Below are 23,786 nucleotides of genomic sequence, written 5' to 3' on the forward strand. Positions count from 1 at the left end.
GGCGAAGTTCCGCCTTCACGTTAGTCTCTAGGCTGAGGACTGGAAATACCTAACCAGAGTGCGATCGCACTCTGGTTAGGATTTGTTGGGGAGGCACTGCCTCGTAGCTTTTGTTACCGGGTTTAAACTCGGTAACAAGAGTAAAGATTTTAGCCTACGCCATTAGGATCTTGCCCGTATGCCTGCCAAGCTAAGTCAACCAATCCGTTGACAATCGCCGCAGCTACTACTGCACTGCCCTTCCGACCTTCAATCCGAATGTGAGGAACCAGAGAATCTTTCAGCCGATCTTTGGCGACATCCACATCTACAAATCCCGAAGGTGTACCAATCACTAACGCTGGTCTAATTTCCTCTGCCTCAATTAACTCTACAAGGGCAGTGAGAGCCGTCTGCGCCTGACCGACGACAAAAATTCCCTCAGGATAGCGTTTAGCTAGGGTTTCGATTCCCCAGGCAGCACGACTTTTTTCTTTTTGGGGGCGCGTCAGGGCTTCCATACTGCAATACACCGGATTAGCAAAAGTATTTTGGATAGTTGGTGTAATGCCGACTTGCACCATTGGCACATCTACGACAATGGTACTACGAGCCGCTAAAGCTGCTGCACCAGCTTGGAGCGCACGTTCAGAAAAACGTATTAAAGACATATATTCAAAGTCGGCGGTTGCGTAAATCACCCGGCGGACAATCTCATATTCTGCCGGAGAAAAGATGTGGTCGCCCATTTCCCGGTCGATAATTGCCAAACTTTGGGCATCTGTTACGTGCCATTCCATAGCCATCAGCAAGAAGGGGATGAAAAAGTTATGAGTTATAAGTTATGAGTTATGAGTTATGAGTTATGGGTTATAAATTAATAACTCAAAGACGCGATAAATCGCTGTCTCTACAACTCCTCACTCCTAACTCTTCACTTTTAACTCCTAAATATCACCTTCCACCTTACACCCTTTAGGTTTCGGAAGCCGTAGAGTTACTGATCATTGGCGAGAGGTAAGCTACTAAGGCACCGATCATGAAACCTGCAAAGTTGCGAAACAGAGGCAACCACTCGGAGGTACGAGAGATAACTGGGCCGATGCCAAAGGCAATAAACAAAATTCCCCACAGTGGTGAGAAGATTAAAGCCCACTGCCATGCAAAAATCTGCCCTTCTTTGCGGGGGATAGCGGCAAAGCCACAGATAACTCCACCAACTATGGAGGTAATCAGGGTGAGAATCCACTGCTCTCTGGGCAGTCCGGGGACAACCCGGCAACCACCTTGAACCAGACAGCCTTTGATGGATTCTAAGGATTGAATGATTGACTGGTCTTCGCCGTTTTCGCGGACAAAGTACAGATTACCAAAGCGTGTCTGTAACTCGATCCAGAAGGTACGAGGCATGAGCTTATAAACTTCATCGCCTACATTAAAGTTGAGGATATTGCCGCCCCTTTGGTCGGCAACTAGCAGGATACTTTTATCATCCAGTCCCCAGAAATCTTTTACGGCACGACCGGGGGTGCGGTCATACTGGGTTAAAACTCGCAGTTTCCAGCCAGTTTCAGCTTCAAATTCTTCTATATTTTTGACAAGTGCCTCTTCCTGAATGTTGGTGAGGGCTTTAGCTAAGTCTATTACTGGGGTAGGGGTTTCGGGCAGTAAGTCGGGGTTGTTATAGGCGTGGGCCACGGGAGCGATCGCCCATATGGACATTGCCAAAATAAAGGCGACCAGAGATGCCAGAAGTCGTTTTGGGGAAATATGCGGCATTGGCAATTTGATTTTTTTTATAACGGACTGGTTAGGTAAACTGATATTTCTTAACACTTGTTTACCTTCCTTTAATACTATGCCATCTAATTGAGTCTCCTCAAATAGCGATCGCCCTCAGATTACCCGCCTTTACCCTGGTGCTTTTTCTCTAGTCGCATCAACCCCATAATCAGCGCTACCCCCACAGCAGCGCCGCCCAGGTGAGCGAAATGGTCTACGCCGTCTCGCGCCCCCGTCTGTCCGAACTCGAAAAATACTCGTTCAACAACAAACTGCCCCAGAATCAGCACTTCCAGAATTTTTCGCCAATTCCAGCTCAACTTAATCAACACGCTGACGGCGAACAACCCAAAGACTGCTCCCGAGGCTCCCAAAGAATAAATTCCCCCCGGTTGAAAAAGCCAGCTCATTAGGCTAGCTCCCAGTCCGCATATTAAGTAAGAGCCAACAACCCCTAAAAGGCCTTCCTCTTCCTCAACTAAGCGACCAAAGATGTAAAGAAAAAACAGATTTCCCGACAAGTGCGCCCAGCTTGCGTGAGAAAACATTGCCGTAAAAAATTGATACCAGGCTGGGTTGGAATGGTTCAGAGCCAGGGTTCTAGTAAGAGGAATGCCGGGTATATTGCCAACAATAAATATCAGGAGGTTGATTGATATCAGGGCAAAAACACCGTTGTATTGATAATTCCGCCGGGGGGAATGCCGATTATCATCTAACAGCCTGTCAGTGGCGGAATTGGCAGACTGTGAGTTTCTATCGTTTCTCATGATTAAAGAGTGTTGAGTTAGTTGCTAATTCACTGACAGAGCTGCTGATTCCATAGCCCTCTAATCTTCTGAGTCTGGCTGCTCCCGCTCCCATTCCTCATAATGTCCATTGGAAGGAGAGGCTTTGTTAGTAGGGTCTTGATAAGAAGCATCGCGGTAGCCACGCATCTCAACGGAATTTCTGTGGCTTGGTGGCAGACGATCCATCGACCGACGGGTCGAGGTGGGACGCTTGAAGGTTCTCCAAGCCGCTTTGACACCCGCAAAAACGCTCTTGGTGCCAACTTCGATATTTTGAGCCTGCTTTTTGGCACCGCTGATGCTTTGATCGACTTGTTTAACGACTTGACCAGCGCTTTTGACACCTTCGCCGACATCATCTGTCAAGTCAGTAATTTCCATACCTGTCAGACGAATTGCCTCCAGGGTTGGCGGCAATTCTCGGCGCAGAGTGTCAGCCAACTTTTCTAGACTTCTGGCTGCCCGCGCTAACTCCTGCACTGCTGGCAGTAGCGTGATTAAGACTGCGGTTAAGCTGACGGCAACCAGTAGAATTGAGAGTCCAAGCCAAAATAAGGGTTCAGTCACTTAACGTTCGCCTATCGTCTGTGGTTACAAGAGGACGGACATCAGGTTCTAATTCTGCCCCCGGTGTTTGCTTGAGGGCTTGTTGTTCGCGTTGAGTAGCTTCAATCCCCGCTGCGATCGCTTGCCGCAATCTGATCAGCGTCTCATCCCAGTTTTTCAGTGCTGATTCTGAGAGGCGATCGGCTTGCAACTGCACGCTGGTTGATAAATCTTCTGCCAACTCCGGTAAGGCATCGGCAGATTTTTTCAACAGCTGCCGCGTCTCTCGACCATTGCGGGGCGCAATCAGTAACCCGGTTATTGTTCCGATAGCGGTGCCTAGTAACACACCACCAATAAATGATCCAGATCCAGCACGGTTGTTTGACATCTTCTAGTCTCTATGTCTTACTCCAATTCTATTCAGTTTTCCCGTTAATACTGATATGTTGCCCACACAACAAGGCAATCGTCTAATCTTTGTTTTGAAGAATTGCCCCAATCTTAACAGTAGTGGTTTCAACTTCTGCGCCAGAAGCGTACCCCTGTTGCTACCGATTTCGGCTTACCCCGCAGCCAGAACTTTCTGCCTAGGCTGAATAATCCTAAAACTTGTTGCACTCGTTGTAGTTGAGGATCGAGTTGCTGATATTGCTGTCCTAGCCGCAATGCCCCCGTTTGACCTTTAAAAATGGTTTTGGGGGCATTATGTAGCACTTTGTAGGTACTGCGTTCGGCGGCAATTATTTTATCTGCTATTTTTGCTAGACGCGATCGCAATTTAGTTATTACCCAGGCACTATACAACAGCACCAGCGAGATCAGCACGTTAAAACCCACAGCGATCGCGATCATCTTTCAATTTCCAGGTGACACACCCCTCTATTCTGGCGAATCTAGACACGGTTTTGCCTCAATTTTTCTGAGAAAACCCTTGTCAGTGGAAATTACTTGGGAGTTGACAGAGAACGCTTCACTTGTGAAATTGCAGTTAATGCACTAAATGCTAACAGTGCTAACGTCGAAGAACTTTCGGGAATCAAAGCTGTATTATTCCTAGTTGCAATTTTAAACTTAGTTACTAACCCAGTTGTATCGTCAGTACCAGTAGAAGCAGTAGGGTCGAAACTAAACACGCGAGATATAGAATCTCCAAAGGTATTTTGCGAATCAAATGCAGTTGTCCTAGTGAAAGAGAAGGTTCTCACATCAAGCAACAAGTTGCCTTGATTTGGGTCATAAAAAAATGGATTTTCTAAATCAATAACGATATCAAAATCTTTTGGTTGGTTTGGAGCGCCAATATCCTCACTAGAGAGTAAAAGCTCCCTGTTATAGACTATTGTTTCATCATCTCCAACATTTTCGGCAAAGGTTGTGCTTAAAGCATCTGGCAATAAACTGGTTGTGGAAAGATTAATTTGGATATTTGGGATAGTGGATGAAAAAGCATTACCCGCTCGTCCTGCATCGGGACGAAAAGCAATTTGAGTAATCAATCCTGGTTCTATACTTAAAAATTCAGGAGCTGCAAAAACTTGTTGATATCGTATTCCTACAGGAGAAACAAGGAAGTTATTAAAAGGGATATTATTATTTCCATTCCCCTCTATGTTAGTTGACATACTTGGAGAGACAATTGTCGCTTTTGCTATATTTCTACTTTCTAAAAGCCCTACTCCAAGCACTAAGCTGGCAATAATTGCTACTCTACCCGCAACCCCAGATAATTTGTGGTGACTAACCATTATAACTTCCTTTCCTTTGAGATAGTGTTACTAATCTTGAACTTGATACAGAAATAAGACACACCTCTGAAGAAAGACTTTCTGAATTGACAAATAACAGTTGTCAACCTTTTCTCAAGCTAATACAACCAATACGCTATCAAGTGCAGGGCCCCAAGAACCACCGGATGTATTAAGGCTAAAAAACTCAAGAGTTGTCTTGTTAGATTGCGCCATAAACATCCATCTTTTAGTTTCCCAGCCCATATTCGTTGGAGTACGACCAGAAATGTTAAATGCAAAATTAGTTGATTGTCCTGCCGCTGTTACACCCAACAGCTTAATTGGAGGCGCGCCCAACGGGTTTCCAGCCAGACTAAAGGTAACAACGTAACTTTCACCAGGTACTGTGTCAAATGTTTGTGCAATTCCGCCAGCACCTGCACCGTCAAGATCCAGACTGCGATCGCCATTAGCAGCTTGCCATAGTGTGCCTACATAATCAATGGGCGCTCGTGTCACAACCCATCCTTGAATGGCTGTTGACCCTGGATTGAGTTTTAAGGATTGTCCTGGGCTAGGGCCGTTTTGGAAACTGCCGTTGATAATTAGGTTTCTAGTCCGAGTGGCTCTATTTCGTCTTGTAGATTCTGTCGAAACAGTCATATCTAAAGCCCTCATTAAAAAAAATAAAAACGGTTAATTCAAAATGCTTATCACTACTAATATTCAATCTCACGTTAATATTCAGCTATCTATAGAAAGAACACTCAATTTTTATTAATCCACCTAAGGGCTGATATTTTAGGGGAACCTATAGCATAGCAATCCTATTTGAGTTCTGATGTCCCAGCACTTCAGCTCCCCAACTTCTCTAAGAAGTCGGGGAGCTGGCATTCCCGAATCATTTAGCACTGCTATATTAGTTTTTAGTTTAATAAACCAAAGCCACTTAGACAGAGATAGGTAGGCATTGCCTCCACAATCCAATACAGGTATAGCTTTGGATTGGCTAGGTGCAATTGTATATTATTCCTCGCGGTACAAGACGAGCGTCTGTTTATGGTGCCAAAATCAAAAACATGAACACCGCTGAACGCATTGCTACCCTTAATCGCATCCGTAAGCTTAGCCGCCTGATGGATACAGCCATCGGTATTCCAGGCACACGTTTTCGGATTGGTTTAGATCCAATAATTGGTTTAGTCCCAGGAGCAGGAGATATTGTAAGTACAACATTTTCTGCTTATATTATCTTTTTAGCTGCCAAATTCCGGATACCGGGTGAAGATTTAAGACGAATGATTTTCAATATTTCTTTGGAAGCTGTCGTTGGCACGGTGCCTTTGGTGGGTGACTTGTTCGATGCTTATTACAAGTCAAATATCCGTAATTTAGCAATTTTGGAAAAACATCTTGAGGCAGTTGAACCAGAAGTTGTTGAAATTGCATCTGAAATGAATCCATTAGACACTAACCCTCTGGGGAAAGTGCTATAGAAATCAGAGATGCTGATTGATAGTAGAGTTTAGATGTTGTATTTTTTCCTTTGCCGTAGTTGCTATTGGCGTTTTTAAGTTGATGCCGCGGTTAGGAAAAATATTAAGTATAAAAGTGCAGTTCCCACGTTGATACAATGATTGGCTGGTTTCACTGGCATCTTTAAAGAATCATAAAATTAATTTTTGCTAATTTTAAACGAATTTATTTTCTAATCTCTCGTTTCGAGGTTCTACTGAGGAATGCTTTGCAAGAGGCGGTTACGTTGGCTGACTTGGTTTGTAAAGCATTGAGGTGACAAGTCCTGTAGGGTTATCGGAGAATTATTGGGATTGACAGGATAGATACCACCGCTTGGCAACATTTTCTGTTGCTAACTGAAGTGAGGAAACGAGAAAATAAGCTGAAGACAGGCACTGCGGTAGGTTAACTTGAGATGGAAATCGGGTTTTCTTGGCAATTTAGGCATTGCTACCCGGTAAACTTTTTAAGTAAGTGTGCTTGTTGAGGAGTATAAATTATGCGGCAAATTAATTTCTTGATAATCTTTGCGCTAATCCTTGCCTTGGTTTTATTCAGTTTAGAAAATACTGCACCCGCTGCTATTCAAATTGTCGAAGGTGTGCAGGTGCAAGCGCCCATCTGTATTGAACTGATTCTGGCGATGGGCGTGGGCGCGATTCTCGCTTGGCTGTTTAGCATCTGGACGCGGCTGCTACGCGGGATAGAATCTGGAAAACAAATGCGCCAGATGCGCTCTAAGGACGAGCGTATTCAGGAATTAGAGCAAAATATTGCCCAACGTCAAGCAGAACTGGAAGAAAAACAAAGTATGTCCCTTAGTGCTACTCTCCAAGAGCAAGAGGCAGAGACAACAAAAGCCTTTGCACAGTCCATTTAACTTGGTTGGAAAAAGGTCTAGGGGCAAAAGGAGGGATTAGGATATTTCCCAATTCCCCATTCAAAATCCAAAATCCAGAATTCATATGACAGCCCAACCAGCCCAAGAAGCGATCGCCCTCCTCATCGATCTCGCCCAGCGAGGAGAAATTGACCCTTGGGATGTTCAGGTGATTGAGGTAATTGACAAATGCCTATCGGAACTAGAGAAATTAGGCGATAAGTATTCTGGCACCTGTGAAGTAGAACTGTCTCACTCTGGACAGGCTTTTTTGTATGCTTCCATGCTGGTGTTACTCAAGGCGGACACCCTGTTTTCCCAAGCATCAACAGCAGACGATCCCGAACTGGATGACACCGATGCACAAGAGGTTGCTGATGCTGCCAGAAGCTTACCAGTAAAGCTGGAGCGACATCTGCGCCGACGCGGGACTGCTATGCCTCCTTCTAGCCGTCGCGTGACGCTGCAAGAATTAATTGACCAAATACAGCAGATGGCAGATGCACTAGAAGAAAAACCTTCTCGCCGTGCTACGAAAGACCCACTTTATCGCGTCTCCCAGTCTCGCGCCCAAGCTGCCAAAGCGATCGCTGCTTTGGCTCACCATGAAAATCTTACCGAGACAGCAGCCCAGTTAGACGTGTTTTTGAGCCGCCATCGTCCCCAAATGCCACTTGGTCAGGATTGGCTAGAGCTAGAGGAGCTGGTAGAGTTATGGGCAGGGGTGAAGCAACACTCAGAAAAGTTAAACGGTCAGGCATCTCCACCAGAGGCTTATGCTGTGCCAAAACTACATGATCGAGTGGGCGTTTTTTGGGCGCTGCTGTTACTATCAGCTCAGTCTAAAGTAGAGTTAGCCCAAGAAGAGTTCTACCAAGACCTGAAAATCCGTACTCTAGTGACAGGGGACTAGCGACTGGTTGTATTGGTTGTACTGGGAACTAAAAATTCTCTTTTAGCCAATGCCTATCGCCTACAAGGAAACTTGTAGAACATCTACAGAGTCGGTAGATTACAATGTTTGTCCGTCCATCCCTTATTCTTTAAGGGATGGAGATTCAGCTAAATGCAATAAAACTAAAGTGGCATAGGATTGAGGAAAAATATTCATGAAAGCCATGATTCTGGCGGCTGGTAAGGGTACTCGCGTTCGTCCTATTACCTACACCATTCCCAAACCTTTGATTCCGATCCTGCAAAAACCAGTGATGGAGTTTTTAGTGGAACTGCTAAGGCAGCATGGGTTTGACGAGATCATGGTCAATGTCAGCCACCTTGCTAACGAGATTGAAAGTTATTTCCGGGATGGTCAGCGTTTTGGCGTACAGATTGGCTACTCTTTTGAAGGGAAGATTGAAGAAAACGGCGATCTGGTAGGAGAGGCTATAGGATCTGCTGGGGGAATGCGGCGTATTCAGGACTTTTCTCCTTTTTTTGACGATACTTTTGTAGTTTTGTGCGGAGATGCCCTAATTGATCTCGATCTGACAGCAGCAGTAAAGTGGCATCGAGAAAAGGGCGCGATCGCTACTATCGTCATGAAAACCGTCCCGCGAGAAGAAGTTTCCAGCTACGGTGTCGTCGTCACGGACGAGGACGGACGAGTTAAAGCTTTCCAAGAAAAGCCCTCGGTGGAAGAAGCTCTCAGCACCAACATCAACACTGGTATTTACATTTTTGAGCCAGAAGTGTTGAAGTACATCCCCTCTGGCGTTCAATATGACATTGGTAGCGACCTATTTCCCCAGTTAGTAGAGATGAATGCCCCTTTCTACGCGATTCCAATGGATTTCGAGTGGGTGGATATTGGGAAAGTGCCGGATTACTGGCGGGCAATTCGCAGCGTACTACTGGGAGAAGTAAAAAATGTTGCCATTCCCGGACACGAAGTGGCTCCCGGTATCTACACTGGCTTGAATGTTGCTGTGAACTGGGACAAGGTTGATATTACAGGCCCCGTCTATATCGGCGCTATGACCCACATTGAAGATGGAGCCAAAATAGTAGGCCCCACCATGATTGGGCCAAATTGCTGGGTCTGTAGCGGCGCGAAAGTGGAAAACAGCGTAATTTTTGAATACTCCCGCTTGGGAGAAGACGTGCGCCTGGTAGATAAGTTAGTGTTTGGACGCTACTGCGTGGATAAAACTGGTGCCACGATTGATGTCCAAGCAGCAGCGTTAGATTGGCTAATTACTGACGCTCGTCAGGTGCGACCATCTGAACCCCCAGCAGAACGGCAAGCGATCGCTGAACTGCTAAAAAAAGAGGCCATTTAGTCATTAGTTATTAGTCATTAGTCATTAGTTCATAGCTTTTGACTAATGACTACCTGCTGGGCTGAAAACTTTGCTTCGTAGCAATTGGGACTTTCGGGCAGCGTTGTTAGGGACATGGCATTGCCCATTGGTGTCAACTTAAGCCCTGGCGAATGGAATTCGCGGCTACAAAAACCAAGTCCGCCTGCGCGGACTAACGGAAAATTAAGACTTTTGGAACCCGCGCAGGCGGGTTTTGTCTGTGTAGCTGCGGTTTTAACTGCCAAGCTCTTCTTAAATTGAGACCATTAGGCATTGCCATGTCCCTACAGATGTATCCCACCCAACCCTGGAATTGCTGTAGTGAATTACTTTAATGCGGGGAGTGTTAACCGTGATGATGGTGATAGCGACTGAAGGCAGGGCCATAGGTAGCTAAAAGGTTTTGGGGAGAAAGGGCAATATCGGGCGTGCCAGTGCAAACGACGGTTTGGTTGAGACAGAGAACGCGATCGCAATGTCGGCTCACCATATCAATATCGTGGGAAACCTGTAACACTGTCCAGTTTCGCTCCCGTTTAAGTTCATTTAGCAAAGTATAAAAATCTGCTGCCCCCTGTACGTCCACACCAGCAAACGCTTCATCCAGCACCAGCAGTTGACGAGGCATCACCAAGCAATAAGCCAACAATACTCGCTTTAGTTGTCCGCCGCTGAGAGTGCCGATGGCTTGATGGCGCAGGTGGTAGGCATCCACACGTTTAAGCGCGGATGCGATCGCATCTATCTTTTCTCCATCTTCCCACCACAGCCTTCGCCAAAAGGGTGTATTCCCTTTGTTACTGGGGGAATTCCCATGAAGGCTTTTGCTTTCCTTAACCCATCCCAACCCCACCAATTCCTCAACAGATATGGGAAAACTGCGGTCAAAAATAAAATTTTGCGGCATATAGCCCAGCAAATGACATAGATGCCCCAATCTTTCCACTGGACGATCAAAAATCTCAATCTTTCCAGCACTTCGCTCAATCAATCCTAGAATCGCCTGCACCAGCGTACTTTTACCCGCACCATTCGGCCCCACCACCGCTGTGTCAGTTCCAGGCTGCAATTCAAAAGAGACATCCCGCAACGCCAGATAGTTGCCTTGATAAACAGTCAAGCCATCCACCTTCAAAATCGGGTGTTGGCAATTTAAATTTTTTGAATTCACAACTCAACACTCAATACTCAAAACTTCCAACTTCCAACTCCTAACTTTCCTTACACGCAGCTTCAATAGTTTGCAGATTGTTTCTCATCGCTCTAAAGTAATGATCCGGATCTTGCGGGCCATTTTCCAGAGGATCGATGGGACGCAGGGTTAAGTTTAAGTCTTGGGAAAGACTTTGCAGCAATTTGTTGTCAGTTTCCGGTTCCCCAAGCAAAGCTTTCACCTTATGCTGTTTCACTGCTCCCACTGCCTTTTGTACATCAGCAGGCGAGAGGCTATCTTCTGGAATCTGGACAACCGCAACCTGTTTAAGTTGGTAGCGTTTAGCTAAGTAAGGGTAAGCATCGTGGAAGGTGACATAAGTGCAACCGCGATAAGGTTGCAACCGTTGCTGAAATTCTTTGTCTAACGCTTCTAGCTGCTGAATGTAAGCAGCTGCGTTGGCTTGGTAAGTAGTTTGGTTTCCCGGATCGGCTGCGACTAAACCATCCCGAATATTCTCAACTTGCTGCTTTGCTAAGGATGGATCTAGCCAAACGTGGGGATTACCTCCGACGTGTTCGCGATCGCCTTTTTCTTCGGCGTGGTCGTGGTCGGTTTCTTCTAGGGTTTTAATACCTTTACTTGCCTCAATCTCTTTTAGGTTGGTATTTCCGGCGTTTTTGACTGTTTCTTTGAGAAATTCTTCCAAACCCAAACCGTTTTTCACCAGGACATCCGCTTGCGCGATCACTTGTACGGTTGCTGGTGTCGCTTGATACTCATGCACTTCCGAACCCGGTGGTACTAAAATATCTACCTGTGCCTTCTCACCAGCAACTGCCTTGGTGAACCAGTACATCGGCAAAAAGGTTGTTACTATTTTCACCGTCTCGCCACCTTTTGCTGCTGGCGGCGAAGCTGTCTGATTTTGAGACTGTGCCGTAGATTGGGTTTGAGTGCATCCATTAGCAGCTAATATCGGCAGCAAAGCTCCCAAAAATAGCCCAATTCTGCCCGGATGATGTCGCATATGAGGGCTTGTCACAATTTTTCCCCTTAACTTGATAAATATCTTTTTTTTGAGAATGAGTCTTGTTCTACTATATGAGAATCAGTCTCATTTTAGTACGATGTTACTGTCGGCGATGAGATTTTGCGAAAGTAATGCCCTAGTGGAGGATTGCAAAATTCTCAAAAAATCAGAACAATTACATTGGTGTGAAAATAGGCATAATTTCTCGGTAGCAACTGATACTTTGCAGTTGAACAGGACAAGCTACGGGCAAAATCAAGAAAAAATTTTGTCCATAAGCTGCCTCTAGGCAGTAAGTCAAAAATTTCTGAGAATCTTAAACGGGTGTGAGGAGTTAAAAAAGAATGTTAAAGAGCTTATGGAATGCTCTGCTGGTAAGTCCAGCTGTTTTGGGTGCGATCTTGTTGATTGGTGCTGGTGCGATCGCGTCTGAAACCTCAGATGTTATCGAAGGTACAAACTTAGAAGTTTCAGATGCTAACGCAGATTATAACGTAACTAATGTTACTGAAGATGATGTAATAGAGGCAGTAGAAACACCGAATTTGGTGGCTGACAATCAACCATCAACAATCAAAAGAGTGGTTCCAAGTTCAGAAATTGTGGCTGATAGCAATCAACCATCAACCACAAATGCTGATGTATTAGAACAAATCGATGTTTATAGCGATCGCGTTAGTGAAGATTCCCTGGAACAGGTGACGAATGTTTCTCAGTTGCGGGATGTGCAACCGACAGACTGGGCGTATGAAGCACTGCGAAGTCTTGTCGAACGCTACGGCTGTATTGCAGGATATCCTGATGGCACATTTCGCGGCAATCGGGCGCTATCGCGTTATGAATTTGCTGCTGGGTTGAATGCCTGTCTGTTGCAAATCGAGAAATTGATTGCCGCCAGCACAGCTGATTTTGTCACCAAAGAAGATTTAGCCACTTTGCAACGGCTGATTGATGAATTTGGCACAGAATTGGCGACTTTACGGACGCGAGTAGATAATCTAGAAGGTCGCACCAAATTCTTAGAAGAAAATAACTTCTCCACCACCACCAAACTAGCGGGCGAAGTTATCTTTGGGCTGGCAAGTATCTTAACCGGAGAAGATGCCACAGGCGATGATATTGACAGCCTGACAATTTTTGGTCATAGATCGCGTCTCAACTTTGAAACCAGCTTCACCGGAAGAGACGTTTTGAGAACGCGACTGCAAGCAGAAGGATTGGGTTCTCTTGCTGAACGTACCCTGACGCCAGAAGGTCAGCTAGCTTTCTCTGGAGAAGCAGACAATGATATTTTTGTCGATGCTTTGCTTTACGCTTTTCCCCTCGGCGAAAACACAGAGGTTGTAATTGCCGCTAATGCTGGTGCTTCGGATGACTTTGCCAGTACCGTCAATTTCCTAGATGGCGACGGTGCAACGGGCGCACTGTCTGCCTTTGGAACGCGCAACCCGATTTATTACCTCGCTGAAGGTGCCGGGATTGGGGTAAGACATCAGTTAGGTAATAGACTGGAAATCAGCTTAGGTTATTTAGCTGGTGATGCCGCGAACCCAGAAGACGATGGGGGTTTGTTCAATGGCCCTTACGCTGGTTTTGCACAGCTGCTGATCAAGCCAAGCGATCGCTTGAATATTGGCTTAACTTACATTCATTCATATAACAACAATGACACTGGGACTGGAAGTAATCTAGCTAACTTCCAAGGTGGACTTTCTCGCTTCTTCGACCGAGATGCTGGCGGTTCCTCGGTAGGCGATACTTTGGGTAGCTTGGGTTTCAGCACCGGACTCCCCCTAGTTAGTAATTCTTATGGTTTGGAGTTGTCTTGGCAATTAAGCGATCGCTTTGTTATCGGTGGTTGGGCTGGTTACACTAACACCCGCAACCTCTCCACCTTGGGCGGGTTAATTGACCGCGGAGATGTTGATATCTGGAACTGGGCTATTACTTTAGCATTTCCCGACCTTGGGAAAAAAGGCAACTTGGGTGGTGTGATTGTCGGGATGGAACCTAAAGTAACTAACTCCACCATAGATGTAAATCTAGGCGCAGTAGCTCTATTACCTCCAAATATACCCCTACCCCCAGTTGGAGAAAATGACGATACTTCACTGCACGTTGAAGCGTTTTACCAATATCAAGTGACAGAAAATGTCTCCATCACTCCTGGAGTTATTTGGCTCACCGCTCCCGATCACAACTCGCGCAATAATGATATTGTGATCGGTACGATCCGCACTACCTTTACTTTCTAGTCAGTTGTCTGTGGCGCAGGTATTCTGCCTGCGTCCATCGATTCTTTTTTGCCGCAATGCCCATCGGTGTCAATTTAAGAACTTGGCGCTTAAAACCGCAGCTACACAAACAAAACCCTGATGGTGCGAGGGTTTCAAAAGTCTTAGTTTTCCGTTAGTCCGCGCAGGCGGACTTGGTTTTTGTAGCCGCGAATTCATTCGCCGGGGCTTAAGTTGAGACCAGTGGGCATTGCTATACCCCTATCGTCAACCAAAATCAACCTACTAGCATATGGCTAATAACTAATGAATTTTATCAGGCTCAAATAACGCCAAAATTTTATCAAAAATGGCATCGCCAGCACGAGTTTGTAGAATAGAATGTGCTAATTTCACGAAAGAGAAGTCAAGTTTGTTATCAGTATTAATAAGCTTGCTAGCAGCATAAAAAGTGATGTCATTCACACTTCCTTCATTCGTTATTCCTGTTTGCCAGCCAGCCTTATTCCAAGAAAGAGATTTGCCACGTAAAGTAAACTGAAACCACTCGATATTATCCTCGCGCAGATCCAAAAAGACATCAAAATAAGGTTCTTTAATACCTTGATACCATATTCTTTTGGAACCATTTACTTTGACTGGGGTCAGTATCTTCTGATCGATCCGTTGCAAAGAAGCACCCAGTGCGACAATCTCATCCGCATCAATAGTAATATTAGTTCGGTGCATAACAGCAAAGTTTAGTAAATTCACCATCATTCGGGGTGTCTGTTACCAGACCGCTAGGCAATTGATACCCAAATTATCCCCTAATCAGGGCGTACTTTTAGGATACGAGACTTTTTCCTTTAACTCCGGATGAAGGATTAGTCCTTGGTCATTAGCCATTAGTCCCCACCTAATGACTATCGCTTTATCTGTCCTGCTTCAACACAGAGAATTTGGGAAGAATCTAGCCACTGAGCATCGAAGGAACCTAAGTGAGTTGTAGTAATCAGGGTCTGAAAGCGGTCTTGAATGGCATCTAGGAGTTGATTTTGACGATTCAGGTCTAGTTCAGCCAAAACGTCATCAAGTAGCAACAAGGGCGGTTCACCAACGACTTCTTCAATTAACTTTAGCTCTGCTAGTTTTAGGGCTAATACTAGCGTTCGCTGCTGACCTTGGGAGCCATAAACTCTTGCTGGTGTCTGGTTGATGGTAAATTCAACTTCGTCTCGGTGAGGGCCGACGAGAGTTGTACCTTGGTGCTGTTCGGCGATGCGACGCTGCTGGATTTTTTCTAAAAATGCCTGCTGCACTGCTTCGGGGTCGTCCTTCTCTAAACTGATATTGGGAGCATATTTCAATTCCAGCACCTCTGACCTACCGCTAATGCTAGAGTGCCAAATTTGAGCTATAGGAGCCAATCGCGTCAAGACTCTGGCGCGTCGGCGTGTGACGCGGGAACCAGTTGTTACCAATTGGGCATCCCACAACGCCAGTTCTGAAGAGTTTGGAGTGTTGGCTGTTGAGTTGTTTGAATCGGACTCTTTTCGGAAAGCCTTGAGCAGGGCGTTGCGTTGCCGTAAAACTTGGTTATATTGCTGCAAAATGTGAGCGTAGACAGGTTCAAGCTGAGTCAGAATGGAATCTACCCAGTTGCGACGCATCTCTGGCGAACCTCGTACCAGATCCAAGTCTAGACTGGAGAACTGGACAGCGTTGAGTACGCCGAGAAAGTCGAGTTGGCGACGTAAGGTTTCGGAGTTGAGGGATACGGTGCGCCGCGCTTGAGTGCGTAGGGTTAAAGCTAGATCGACTGTACCGTTGGCGCGTTCTAGGGTTGCGGCGATTTTACCTTCCGCCGTTCCCTCGCAAACGAGATCGCGATCGCGTACGGCTCGATGGCTCTTTAATGTTGCTAATAACTCCACCGCCTCCAGAAGATTAGATTTCCCTTGAGCGTTATTCCCCACCAAAATTGTCTTGGGTGCGTCGAAATCGACTAAGCACTCGCGGTAGTTGCGAAAGGAACGGAGGTTAAGGCTTTTGAGGTACATAAATAATGGAAGGATTGCTAATGGCTAATTGCTAATTGCTAGTTGTTTATCAGCTAATTAGCCATCAGCTATCATTGTCTGCTTTTGTACCAGCGAATAAACAGCTTTTCCAGTTCCACCCAAACAAACATTAAAGAGCTGAATCCCAGGCAAATACCCAGTTCTTGCAGAGATAGTGGTGTCGTACCAAAGAAATCTTGCAGGAATGGGACGTAAAGCAGCAGCAGCTGTAACGCCGTGGTGACACTCACAGCCCATAGCAAATAAGGGTTAGAGAAGGGGTTTAACTCTATTGTCAGCCTAGTGTTGGAACGAACTGCGAGCGCGTGTCCCATCTGAGCCAGACATAAAGTCGTAAACACCATCGTCTTCCAATCATCGGGAAAGTAGCGGTATGCCACTACCATCAAAGCAATGGAGATAATGGCAAAGATAATCCCTATCCGGATCATGTAAGACCCCAGTCCCCGCGCAAAAATACTCTCGCGAGGATTCATGGGAGGACGGCGCATCACGTCTGGTTCTGCGGGTTCTACGGCGAGGGCGAGAGCTGGTAAACCATCGGTGACGAGGTTCATCCAGAGAATCTGCAATGGCGAGAGGGGAACGCCTCCCAAGCCCAGTAGGGGTGCGGCGGCAATGGTTAACACTTCACCAATGTTGCTGCCCAGAATGTATTTGATAAAGCGGCGAATATTGCTATAAACTGTCCGCCCTTCTTCTGTGGCGGCGACGATGGTGGCGAAGTTGTCGTCTAGTAGTACCATGTCGCTTGCTTCTTTACTGACATCGGTGCCTGTGATGCCCATTGCGATGCCAATATCAGCTTGTTTGAGGGCTGGGGCATCGTTAACACCGTCACCAGTCATGGCGACGAATCTGCCGCGACGTTGGAGGGATTGGACGATGCGTAGTTTGTGTTCTGGGGCAACGCGGGCGTAGATGTTAACGTCGTCAACTTGTTGATCTAGTTCTTCTGGGCTAAACTTTTGCAACTGTTGACCTGTGAGGACGCGATCGCCTACTTGTGCTATTCCCAAATCTTGAGCGATCGCTTGCGCTGTCAGCTGGTGGTCGCCAGTAATCATCATCGCTCGGATGCCAGCTTGTTTGCATTTGGCTACCGCATCCCGCACTTCTGGCCGGGGAGCATCCAGCATTCCCACCAAACCCAGCCACACTAATTTTTGTTCCTCTGTTTCTTCTGACCCTTCTGGAGGAACGTTGTCCATAGGCTTGTAGGAAAAGCCCAGCACCCGCAAGCCAGCGGATGCCATTTGGTTATTTTGCTCCAGAATCTGAGTGCGTTGCTCATCCCTCAAAGGCTCCTTCTTGTCGCCGATCTGAATATGAGTACAACGCTCCAGTATTAACTCTGGCGAACCCTTGGTAAACATTAAGTAAGGTGACTGGGAGTTCGCCTGTCCTTTGTCCCCGGCTCGACAAATTACACTCATCCGCTTGCGTTCAGAGGAGAAGGGAAACTCTCTGACGCGGGGCATCTGCCGCAAGACAGGTTCTTTATCCACGCCTCCCTTTCCGGCGAGGACAATCAGCGCCCCTTCGGTGGGGTCTCCCAGAATCGTCCATTGGTCTTTCTCGTGCTGCAACATGGCATCATTGCAAAGCACGCAACCAAGCATCAAGGTTTGCAGATCCGAATACTGTTCTACTGCTACCTGTTGATCGCCTAGATAAAATTCCCCAGTGGGGATATAACCTTGGCCAGCGACGCGGAAACTTTGGGAACCAGTTTCTACCCGTTGCACCACCATTTTATTTTGAGTGAGGGTGCCAGTTTTATCTGAGCAAATAGTCGTAACTGAACCCAGAGTTTCTACTGCTGGGAGTTTGCGAATTAGGGCGTGACGGCGCACCATCCGCTGCGTTCCCAGTGCCAAAGTTACGGTGATTACAGCTGGCAAGCCTTCTGGCACCACAGCTACAGCCATCGAGAGGGAAACTTCTACGAGGTCTTGCAAGACACCCCAATCCCAACGTCCTGAGCTGAAGCGGCTTTGGATCATGCCGCCCACGATCACTATGGCAACTAAGATCAGAGAACCACTCACAAGCACGTTACCCAACTGGGTCATCCGTTGTTGTAAGGGGGTGTCTTCGCTTTCGACGGATTGCAACAGATCGGCAATTTTGCCGAGTTCCGTCTTCATTCCGGTTCCAGTGACGATTACTTTGCCTCGTCCTTGGACAACTTCGGTTCCCTGAAAGACTAAGTTAATGCGATCGCCTAAAGATGTTTCGTCGCTCAAATGCACTGATGCTTGTTTGTTCACCGCGTGAGCTTCGCCAGTGAGTGCTGATTCCCTTATTTGCAGATTTGCCTCTTCAATCAGCCGCCCGTCTGCGGAAATCTGCACCCCAGCTTCCACTAGCATAATGTCCCCCGGCACCAGCGTCTTGCCTTCCACTTCCACTTGTCTGCCGTCGCGAATGATTCGCACTTTTGGGGAAGACAGCTTTTTCAAGGCTGCTAGAGCTTTCTCGGCACGGCTTTCCTGAAGGTAGCCCAATATGCCGTTGAGGACTACAATCAACAAAATGGCAATTGTATCTTTGAAGGGGATTTCGCCTGCGGCTAACTTTCCGCTTCGTAAATCCACCAGGTCTAGAATCCCAGAAATCAGCGCCACCAAGATCAGCATCAACAACATGATGTTTTTGAACTGATCGAGCAAGATTTCCCAGGAACTCCTCCCGGCAGTTTCCTGTAGCTCATTGGGGCCGTACTGCTGCAACCGTTCTTGAGCTTCTACGGTGGTTAGACCAGATTCTGCGTCGCTAGAGAGCAGTTCCAGCGTTTTTTCAACTTCTAAGGTGTGCCAGGGTCTTGCCTGGTCGGGATTTGAATTTGAAGGGATAGATGGAGTCACGGGAAATGTGCTTTAAGACCTACTAGCTCTCAATCATAGGGCGTAAACCTGGTGATTGGATGCTACTTTAACTATGCACTATGAGTTAGCCAGGTACAAAAATCGATAAAGCTTCAGGAATCAGGCGGAATTTTGCTGGCGTATACGTGGTGATTTCTCCATCGGTATTGATTGGGCGACGTTTATTGGTGTACACCTCTATTTCCTGACTTTGAAGAGTCCGCACACCTGGTAAATCTGCCTGTTGCCCTTGCTTCATTGCTGGTAACAAGGGGATTATTTCCCATGCGCGTTCAATTTCCAAACTGTACAAATCCAGCCGCTGGTCGTTGATTGCTGCATCTTCAGCTATTGTCATGCCACCGCCATAATATCGCCCGTTTCCTACGGCAATTTGAACGGTTTTCACCTTAATTGATTCGCCATTGCTGCGGATTTCTGCTAAAAAAGGACGCGATCGCCCAACTACTCGGATTGCTGTTACTGCGTAAGCCAGAACTCCCCAGCGCTGCTTGATTTCTTTGGTCAGTTGCTTGGTAATTTGTACGCTTAAGCCTAAACTTGCAACATTAAAGAAGTGTTTACCATTGACCCAGCCTAAGTCAATTCGTTGTTGTTTCCCATTTGCAATCACCTGGCAAGCTTCATCTAAAGCTTGAGGAATTGCTAGGGTTCGCGCTAGGTCGTTGGCTGTTCCCAAGGGCAGGATGCCTAAGGGGAGTTGCGTGTCAACTATACCGTCTACTGCTGCATTCAGAGTGCCATCGCCGCCACCGACAATTACTAAATCTACGCGATCGCTCCATCGTCGGATAATGTCTGGCAGTTGTTTGGGCTTTTCTGTAGACTCTTCTTGCAAATCAATGCCTAGTTCTTGCAATTTGCTAAAAGCTTGAGATAAAGCCTCTTTTCCGCGCCGTGCGTGGCGATTAACCAGCAACAATGCTCGCCGATTCATGCCTAGTTTTCCATTAAGAGGTAATAATTCTCACAAAATTTTTGAAAGAATAAATCTACCTATAGTTAACTTCTCGCCAGATAATTCTTCTAAAGATACCGCTTTAGCACTTCGGCAGTAGCTTGTCCGGTTTTTGCCCAACTAAATTGGCTGGCTCTGGCGAGACTAGCATCAGATAGACGTGATCGCAATCCTGAATCCGTCGCTACTGCCTGCATCGCGTCAGCGATTTCCCCAACATTGCAAGGATTTACTAAAATTGCCGCATCGCCAGCGACTTCTGGCAACGATGAGATATTCGAGGTAATTACCGGAGTCCCGCAAGCCATTGCTTCCAAGACTGGCAAGCCGAAACCTTCCCAGAGACTAGGGAAAACGAGCGCGATCGCTTGATTAATTAGCGTCGGCAACTGGGCAGAAGGAACGTATTCTAAGAATTTTACCCGATTTTTCAGCCCCAGCCGTTCCACTTGCTCCATCAAAATCGGCGTATAACGCTTATCCGCAGATCCAGCCAACCACAACTCGCGATCGCCACAATTAGATAAAGTAGCAAAAGCCTCAATCAGCCGAGCCAGATTTTTGTAAGGGTCGTAACGCCCTATGTAAAGAAAATAATTGCTGGTTGGTAAATCTAGATAGCGAAAATGATTCGCATCATACGCCAAAAGAATTGGCGTAATTTTATCCTCTGGAATTTTATAAAAATTCGTAATATCCTGAGCAGTAGCCCTAGAGTTACAAATAATATGCTGTGCCTGCGCTAAAACTTGCGGAATGTAGTAACGAAAGTAAAGTCCCAGTGGAGAACCTCGCTTAGGAAAGCGCACCGGAATCAAATCATGAACCATTACCACAGAACGACACCCAGAAAATAATGGCGCTTCTGGAAGCGGCGAAAACAGCAGACTAGAATTAAATTTTTTGTAAATACGTGGCAACTGCAACTGTGTCCACAAAATTCGATTAAAATGTCCTTTTGTCCCTTGTTCCGGAGTTAAATTAGGCGGTACCAGATAGCAGCTATAGTTACTCTTCCATACCCCCTCGTGGTTCCCAGGCTCAGCCTGGAAACCAACTAAGGGAGGCTCTGCCTCCCCATTCTTCATAATATTATTAGCTATTAATAAAGTTGGGTCGAGATGCTGTAAATGAGGAAAAATATTAGTAGCATAAGTAGCTATTCCAGTCGGCTTAGAAAAAAGAAAAGAGAGGTTAATCAGCAATTTATTTAACAAATAATTCTCCATTTGTAGTCTAGGTTGAGCGACAAGTCCCAACACAGGCTTGAATTATCCCATTTTACTTTATGTCTGTAACCGCTCCTTCTGTTGCTCTCTTTTAAAGTGGGGTAGAGGGCTTCTAAATGTGGCATTACTCATAATAAATTAGTAGGCTGGGTAGAGTGTAAGCGAACCCCAACAAAACCATGAGAAAGTCTAAATTGGTAGGTTTCTGTTTGTAACTTAAAACAATAATTTATATACCTTCAATGTCTCCGTAGCAGTTCTTTCCCAAGAAAACATTTTAGCTCTTTCCTTACCCTTTTGAATCAATTCCTGACGAAACTGAGAATCACTAATTACCTGTAATATTGCCTCCGCTAACCCAATTGCATCGTTAGGATCAACCAACAACGCCGCATCTCCCACCACCTCCGGCAGTGAAGACGTATTTGAAGTAATAACCGGAGTCCCTAAGGTCATTGCTTCCAACACAGGTAAACCAAAACCCTCATAGTGGGAAGGATATACAAAAGCATCAGCCTTCGAGTAAAACAAAGCTACCATTTCATCAGATAAATAGTCTAAATGATGAATCTCGCTTTTAAAAACAGAACCTTCAATCTCGGCAAATATTGGCTCGTAATGCCATCCCTTTTGGCCCACTAAAACCAATTGATGTTCTATTTTATACTTTTGTTTTAAATAATTAAAAGCTGCAATTAAATTAGTAATATTTTTCCTCGGCTCAATCGTACTTACAAATAGTAGATAAGGCTTGGAAAAATCATACTTATTCTCGTTAACATCAAGCTGGTAAAGCACTTGGGAGGCGGCTTCCTCCCCTTTAGCGATAATTTCCTCAGCTAACAAATCCGACAAATATTCTGGATAATAACGACTAGCCAAAGGAGTGACATATACGCGACTTGGGTCTATTTCCAAATATTCAACTATATCTCTCTTAGAACTTTCCGAGATAGTTATAACTAAATCTGCCCACTTTAAACATTGGCGGACACGGTTGGCATATTCTTTTACAACTGAGTTTATATATTGTGGATACTTAATAAACGTTAGGTCGTAAAGAGTCATTACTTTTTGACTTCTTTTACATGGATATACAAAATAATTTGTTCCATGAATTATATTTGGATAATTGAGAGAAGGTTCAAAATAAGATTGAAATATTTTTGGAGATGCTAAAAATAAAGGGTTAGAAATTCTTACAGGCAAAGGCATTACGTAAAGATTGGAATACTCTGCCAGCAGTTTAGGACACGATAAGTTGCCACGCAACCAATTTTTCATGCCCGGCTGGTAAACAATGCCTAGTTGAAAGTGAATGTCACCCTGATTTTGTAACAGATAAAGGTAGCGAATTAGATTTGCGACATAAAGACCAACTCCGCTTGGTTTGGGTTGTACAGGAGTAGCGTCAATTACAACTTTTAGCATTCAGTATTGGTGAGTTTTTTCAGGTCATGCTCAACCATTAATTCAACCAATTGCTCAAAGGAATACTGAGGTTTCCAATCTAGTTGATTTTTGATTTTATCAATGGAACCAACTAACTGCACTGACTCATCAGGTCTATAAAAGGCGGGATCTACAGATACATAATCTTGCCAATTCAATCCCACACAATTAAAAGCACATTCCACTAAATCTTTAACAGAATGGGTTTCACCGCTGGCAATAATGTAATCATCAGGTTTTTCTTGCTGTAACATCAACCACATAGCATATACCGCATCTTTGGCATAGCACCAGTCTCGACGAGCTTCCAAGTTGCCTAGTTTCAGTTCTTTTGCCAAACCAAGTTTAATCATCGCAGCTGTGCTGGTGATTTTGCGAAACACGAATTCTGTCCCGCGCCGGGGAGATTCGTGGGTGTAGGTGATGCCGCAGCAGGTATAGAGATTATACTGCTGCCTATAGTTAATAGTCATCCAATGGGCGTAAGCTTTGGCGACACCGTAAGGGTTGCGGGGGCGAAAAGCGGTGCGTTCGGTTTGGGGAGATTCGTCCGGTTGACCAAAAACTTCGCTGCTGGAAGCTTGATAAAATTTGGCATCTTTTTTGCAGCGACGGATGGATTCTAAAAGTCGAGAAACGCCAAGAGCCGTATATTCAGCTGTGAGGGCTGGTTGTGTCCAAGATAGGGGAACGTAGCTTTGGGAGGCGAGGTTATAGATTTCATCTGGTTGAGATTCACTAATAACATCCATTAAGGAAGATTGATCCAAAAGGTCGCCAGAGAGGATTTGAACATTGCCAGAAAGGTGACTGATGCGGTCAAGGTTGCCAGAACTGGAGCGACGAACTAAACCAAAGACCTCATAACCTTTTTCTAGGAGAAGTTCGGCTAAGTAGGAACCATCTTGTCCCGTTAAACCTGTAATTAATGCTTTTTTTATCGCCATGTTTTGAATGACCAGTGGAAGTTGAGAAAAAAGTTACTCAGCGGAATCATAATGACTGCAATTGTTTGACCAATTACATACCAGAGGTGAAAAACGTTAATGGTAATAAACATAATACCTGTATTTAAGCATAAGCCAATCAAGGAAACATCTGTGTAACGAGGAAGGGCAATTATATGTTTACTACTAGAGCTAAATGTCCACCTGTAGTTAAGATAGTAAGAAATTATAACTGTAACTATAAATCCAATAGTAGTACCGAAAAACTTTATTTAGCATATCTGGTACGGTTGAACCTTA

At 45.5% G+C, this 23,786-nt stretch carries 22 protein-coding genes; 5 read left to right on the plus strand and 17 right to left on the minus strand.

What is annotated here, in order from left to right; translation table 11 throughout:
- Positions 1–149: 149 nt before the first annotated feature.
- From H6F74_RS10335 to H6F74_RS10370, 8 genes are all read right to left on the minus strand, one after another.
- On the minus strand, positions 150–779 hold the full coding sequence (locus H6F74_RS10335) for a precorrin-8X methylmutase (RefSeq protein WP_190425375.1): 630 nt from the start codon (positions 777–779) through the stop codon (positions 150–152).
- A 175-nt stretch (positions 780–954) separates the two neighbouring features.
- Positions 955–1,758: a TPM domain-containing protein gene (locus H6F74_RS10340; protein WP_190440173.1), complete on the minus strand. Its 804-nt coding sequence runs from the start codon at positions 1,756–1,758 to the stop codon at positions 955–957.
- 122 nt (positions 1,759–1,880) lie between these two features.
- Complete coding sequence (locus H6F74_RS10345) at positions 1,881–2,531, minus strand: rhomboid family intramembrane serine protease (RefSeq protein WP_190440178.1); 651 nt, start codon at positions 2,529–2,531, stop codon at positions 1,881–1,883.
- A gap of 60 nt (positions 2,532–2,591) precedes the next feature.
- Entirely contained in the window at positions 2,592–3,119 is a 528-nt protein-coding gene (locus H6F74_RS29265; protein WP_190440181.1) for a DUF948 domain-containing protein, read from the minus strand.
- The gene (locus H6F74_RS10355; protein ID WP_190425363.1) at positions 3,112–3,489 is read right to left on the minus strand and encodes a YtxH domain-containing protein; all 378 of its coding nucleotides are present in this window, start codon (positions 3,487–3,489) and stop codon (positions 3,112–3,114) included. Before H6F74_RS10355 ends, H6F74_RS29265 begins: the two co-directional genes overlap by 8 nt.
- A gap of 128 nt (positions 3,490–3,617) precedes the next feature.
- Complete coding sequence (locus H6F74_RS10360; RefSeq protein ID WP_190440184.1) at positions 3,618–3,953, minus strand: hypothetical protein; 336 nt, start codon at positions 3,951–3,953, stop codon at positions 3,618–3,620.
- A 92-nt stretch (positions 3,954–4,045) separates the two neighbouring features.
- Positions 4,046–4,846 (minus strand): hypothetical protein, encoded by an 801-nt coding sequence (locus tag H6F74_RS10365; RefSeq protein WP_190440188.1) that lies wholly within the window; start codon positions 4,844–4,846, stop codon positions 4,046–4,048.
- Positions 4,847–4,960: 114 nt separating this feature from the next.
- On the minus strand, positions 4,961–5,491 hold the full coding sequence (locus tag H6F74_RS10370) for a choice-of-anchor C family protein (RefSeq protein ID WP_190440191.1): 531 nt from the start codon (positions 5,489–5,491) through the stop codon (positions 4,961–4,963).
- 416 nt (positions 5,492–5,907) lie between these two features.
- On the opposite strand from H6F74_RS10370, the gene H6F74_RS10375 reads away from it, so the two are divergent.
- The 4 genes from H6F74_RS10375 (at position 5,908) to H6F74_RS10390 (ending at position 9,505) form a co-directional block, all read left to right on the plus strand.
- Positions 5,908–6,324: a DUF4112 domain-containing protein gene (locus H6F74_RS10375; protein ID WP_190440315.1), complete on the plus strand. Its 417-nt coding sequence runs from the start codon at positions 5,908–5,910 to the stop codon at positions 6,322–6,324.
- A gap of 521 nt (positions 6,325–6,845) precedes the next feature.
- Positions 6,846–7,226 (plus strand): LapA family protein, encoded by a 381-nt coding sequence (locus H6F74_RS10380; protein WP_190440195.1) that lies wholly within the window; start codon positions 6,846–6,848, stop codon positions 7,224–7,226.
- Positions 7,227–7,311: 85 nt separating this feature from the next.
- Positions 7,312–8,139: a segregation/condensation protein A gene (locus H6F74_RS10385; protein WP_190440209.1), complete on the plus strand. Its 828-nt coding sequence runs from the start codon at positions 7,312–7,314 to the stop codon at positions 8,137–8,139.
- A gap of 196 nt (positions 8,140–8,335) precedes the next feature.
- Positions 8,336–9,505, plus strand: coding sequence for an NDP-sugar synthase (locus tag H6F74_RS10390; RefSeq protein ID WP_190440211.1), 1,170 nt, complete (start codon positions 8,336–8,338; stop codon positions 9,503–9,505).
- A 367-nt stretch (positions 9,506–9,872) separates the two neighbouring features.
- Here the strand turns inward: H6F74_RS10390 and H6F74_RS10400 are convergent, their stop codons facing one another.
- Positions 9,873–10,697, minus strand: a complete 825-nt coding sequence (locus tag H6F74_RS10400; protein WP_190440215.1) for an ATP-binding cassette domain-containing protein — start codon at positions 10,695–10,697, stop codon at positions 9,873–9,875.
- Positions 10,698–10,737: 40 nt separating this feature from the next.
- The gene (locus tag H6F74_RS10405) at positions 10,738–11,709 is read right to left on the minus strand and encodes a zinc ABC transporter substrate-binding protein (protein ID WP_190440332.1); all 972 of its coding nucleotides are present in this window, start codon (positions 11,707–11,709) and stop codon (positions 10,738–10,740) included.
- A gap of 347 nt (positions 11,710–12,056) precedes the next feature.
- Between H6F74_RS10405 and H6F74_RS10410 the strand changes: the two genes are divergently transcribed.
- Complete coding sequence (locus H6F74_RS10410) at positions 12,057–13,967, plus strand: iron uptake porin (protein WP_190440217.1); 1,911 nt, start codon at positions 12,057–12,059, stop codon at positions 13,965–13,967.
- 282 nt (positions 13,968–14,249) lie between these two features.
- Here H6F74_RS10410 and H6F74_RS10415 read toward each other — a convergent pair whose 3' ends face one another.
- The 7 genes from H6F74_RS10415 to H6F74_RS10445 all read right to left on the minus strand — a co-directional run bounded on the left by H6F74_RS10415 (position 14,250) and on the right by H6F74_RS10445 (position 23,486).
- On the minus strand, positions 14,250–14,705 hold the full coding sequence (locus H6F74_RS10415; RefSeq protein ID WP_199301056.1) for a hypothetical protein: 456 nt from the start codon (positions 14,703–14,705) through the stop codon (positions 14,250–14,252).
- A 146-nt stretch (positions 14,706–14,851) separates the two neighbouring features.
- Entirely contained in the window at positions 14,852–15,988 is a 1,137-nt protein-coding gene (recF, locus tag H6F74_RS10420) for a DNA replication/repair protein RecF (RefSeq protein ID WP_190440219.1), read from the minus strand.
- A 71-nt stretch (positions 15,989–16,059) separates the two neighbouring features.
- Positions 16,060–18,867 (minus strand): HAD-IC family P-type ATPase, encoded by a 2,808-nt coding sequence (locus H6F74_RS10425; protein WP_190440338.1) that lies wholly within the window; start codon positions 18,865–18,867, stop codon positions 16,060–16,062.
- Between the two features lie 97 nt (positions 18,868–18,964).
- A complete protein-coding gene (locus tag H6F74_RS10430; RefSeq protein WP_190440221.1) occupies positions 18,965–19,837 on the minus strand; it encodes a lipid kinase in 873 nt (290 codons plus the stop codon).
- An 89-nt stretch (positions 19,838–19,926) separates the two neighbouring features.
- Positions 19,927–21,087, minus strand: a complete 1,161-nt coding sequence (locus H6F74_RS10435; RefSeq protein WP_190440223.1) for a glycosyltransferase family 1 protein — start codon at positions 21,085–21,087, stop codon at positions 19,927–19,929.
- A gap of 216 nt (positions 21,088–21,303) precedes the next feature.
- Complete coding sequence (locus H6F74_RS10440; protein ID WP_190440226.1) at positions 21,304–22,518, minus strand: glycosyltransferase family 1 protein; 1,215 nt, start codon at positions 22,516–22,518, stop codon at positions 21,304–21,306.
- Positions 22,512–23,486, minus strand: coding sequence for a GDP-mannose 4,6-dehydratase (locus tag H6F74_RS10445; RefSeq protein WP_190440230.1), 975 nt, complete (start codon positions 23,484–23,486; stop codon positions 22,512–22,514). The genes H6F74_RS10440 and H6F74_RS10445 overlap by 7 nt, the downstream gene beginning before the upstream one ends.
- Between the last annotated feature and the right edge of the window lie 300 nt (positions 23,487–23,786).

It is taken from the genome of Trichocoleus sp. FACHB-90 (assembly GCF_014695505.1).
Classification (GTDB): domain Bacteria; phylum Cyanobacteriota; class Cyanobacteriia; order Cyanobacteriales; family FACHB-T130; genus Funiculus; species Funiculus sociatus.

What these genes read in the sequence shown, in the direction of transcription:
- H6F74_RS10345 (WP_190440178.1), bottom strand. Translation starts at nt 2,531, where the DNA reads ATGAGAAACGATAGAAACTCACAGTCTGCCAATTCCGCCACTGACAGG.
- H6F74_RS10340 (WP_190440173.1), bottom strand. Translation starts at nt 1,758, where the DNA reads ATGCCGCATATTTCCCCAAAACGACTTCTGGCATCTCTGGTCGCCTTT.
- H6F74_RS10415 (WP_199301056.1), bottom strand. Translation starts at nt 14,705, where the DNA reads ATGATGGTGAATTTACTAAACTTTGCTGTTATGCACCGAACTAATATT.
- H6F74_RS10355 (WP_190425363.1), bottom strand. Translation starts at nt 3,489, where the DNA reads ATGTCAAACAACCGTGCTGGATCTGGATCATTTATTGGTGGTGTGTTA.
- H6F74_RS10435 (WP_190440223.1), bottom strand. Translation starts at nt 21,087, where the DNA reads ATGGAGAATTATTTGTTAAATAAATTGCTGATTAACCTCTCTTTTCTT.
- H6F74_RS10360 (WP_190440184.1), bottom strand. Translation starts at nt 3,953, where the DNA reads ATGATCGCGATCGCTGTGGGTTTTAACGTGCTGATCTCGCTGGTGCTG.
- H6F74_RS10370 (WP_190440191.1), bottom strand. Translation starts at nt 5,491, where the DNA reads ATGACTGTTTCGACAGAATCTACAAGACGAAATAGAGCCACTCGGACT.
- H6F74_RS10365 (WP_190440188.1), bottom strand. Translation starts at nt 4,846, where the DNA reads ATGGTTAGTCACCACAAATTATCTGGGGTTGCGGGTAGAGTAGCAATT.
- recF (WP_190440219.1), bottom strand. Translation starts at nt 15,988, where the DNA reads ATGTACCTCAAAAGCCTTAACCTCCGTTCCTTTCGCAACTACCGCGAG.
- H6F74_RS10385 (WP_190440209.1), top strand. Translation starts at nt 7,312, where the DNA reads ATGACAGCCCAACCAGCCCAAGAAGCGATCGCCCTCCTCATCGATCTC.
- H6F74_RS10430 (WP_190440221.1), bottom strand. Translation starts at nt 19,837, where the DNA reads ATGAATCGGCGAGCATTGTTGCTGGTTAATCGCCACGCACGGCGCGGA.
- H6F74_RS10440 (WP_190440226.1), bottom strand. Translation starts at nt 22,518, where the DNA reads ATGCTAAAAGTTGTAATTGACGCTACTCCTGTACAACCCAAACCAAGC.
- H6F74_RS10405 (WP_190440332.1), bottom strand. Translation starts at nt 11,709, where the DNA reads ATGCGACATCATCCGGGCAGAATTGGGCTATTTTTGGGAGCTTTGCTG.
- H6F74_RS10390 (WP_190440211.1), top strand. Translation starts at nt 8,336, where the DNA reads ATGAAAGCCATGATTCTGGCGGCTGGTAAGGGTACTCGCGTTCGTCCT.
- H6F74_RS10335 (WP_190425375.1), bottom strand. Translation starts at nt 779, where the DNA reads ATGGAATGGCACGTAACAGATGCCCAAAGTTTGGCAATTATCGACCGG.
- H6F74_RS10445 (WP_190440230.1), bottom strand. Translation starts at nt 23,486, where the DNA reads ATGGCGATAAAAAAAGCATTAATTACAGGTTTAACGGGACAAGATGGT.
- H6F74_RS10375 (WP_190440315.1), top strand. Translation starts at nt 5,908, where the DNA reads ATGAACACCGCTGAACGCATTGCTACCCTTAATCGCATCCGTAAGCTT.
- H6F74_RS10410 (WP_190440217.1), top strand. Translation starts at nt 12,057, where the DNA reads ATGTTAAAGAGCTTATGGAATGCTCTGCTGGTAAGTCCAGCTGTTTTG.
- H6F74_RS10380 (WP_190440195.1), top strand. Translation starts at nt 6,846, where the DNA reads ATGCGGCAAATTAATTTCTTGATAATCTTTGCGCTAATCCTTGCCTTG.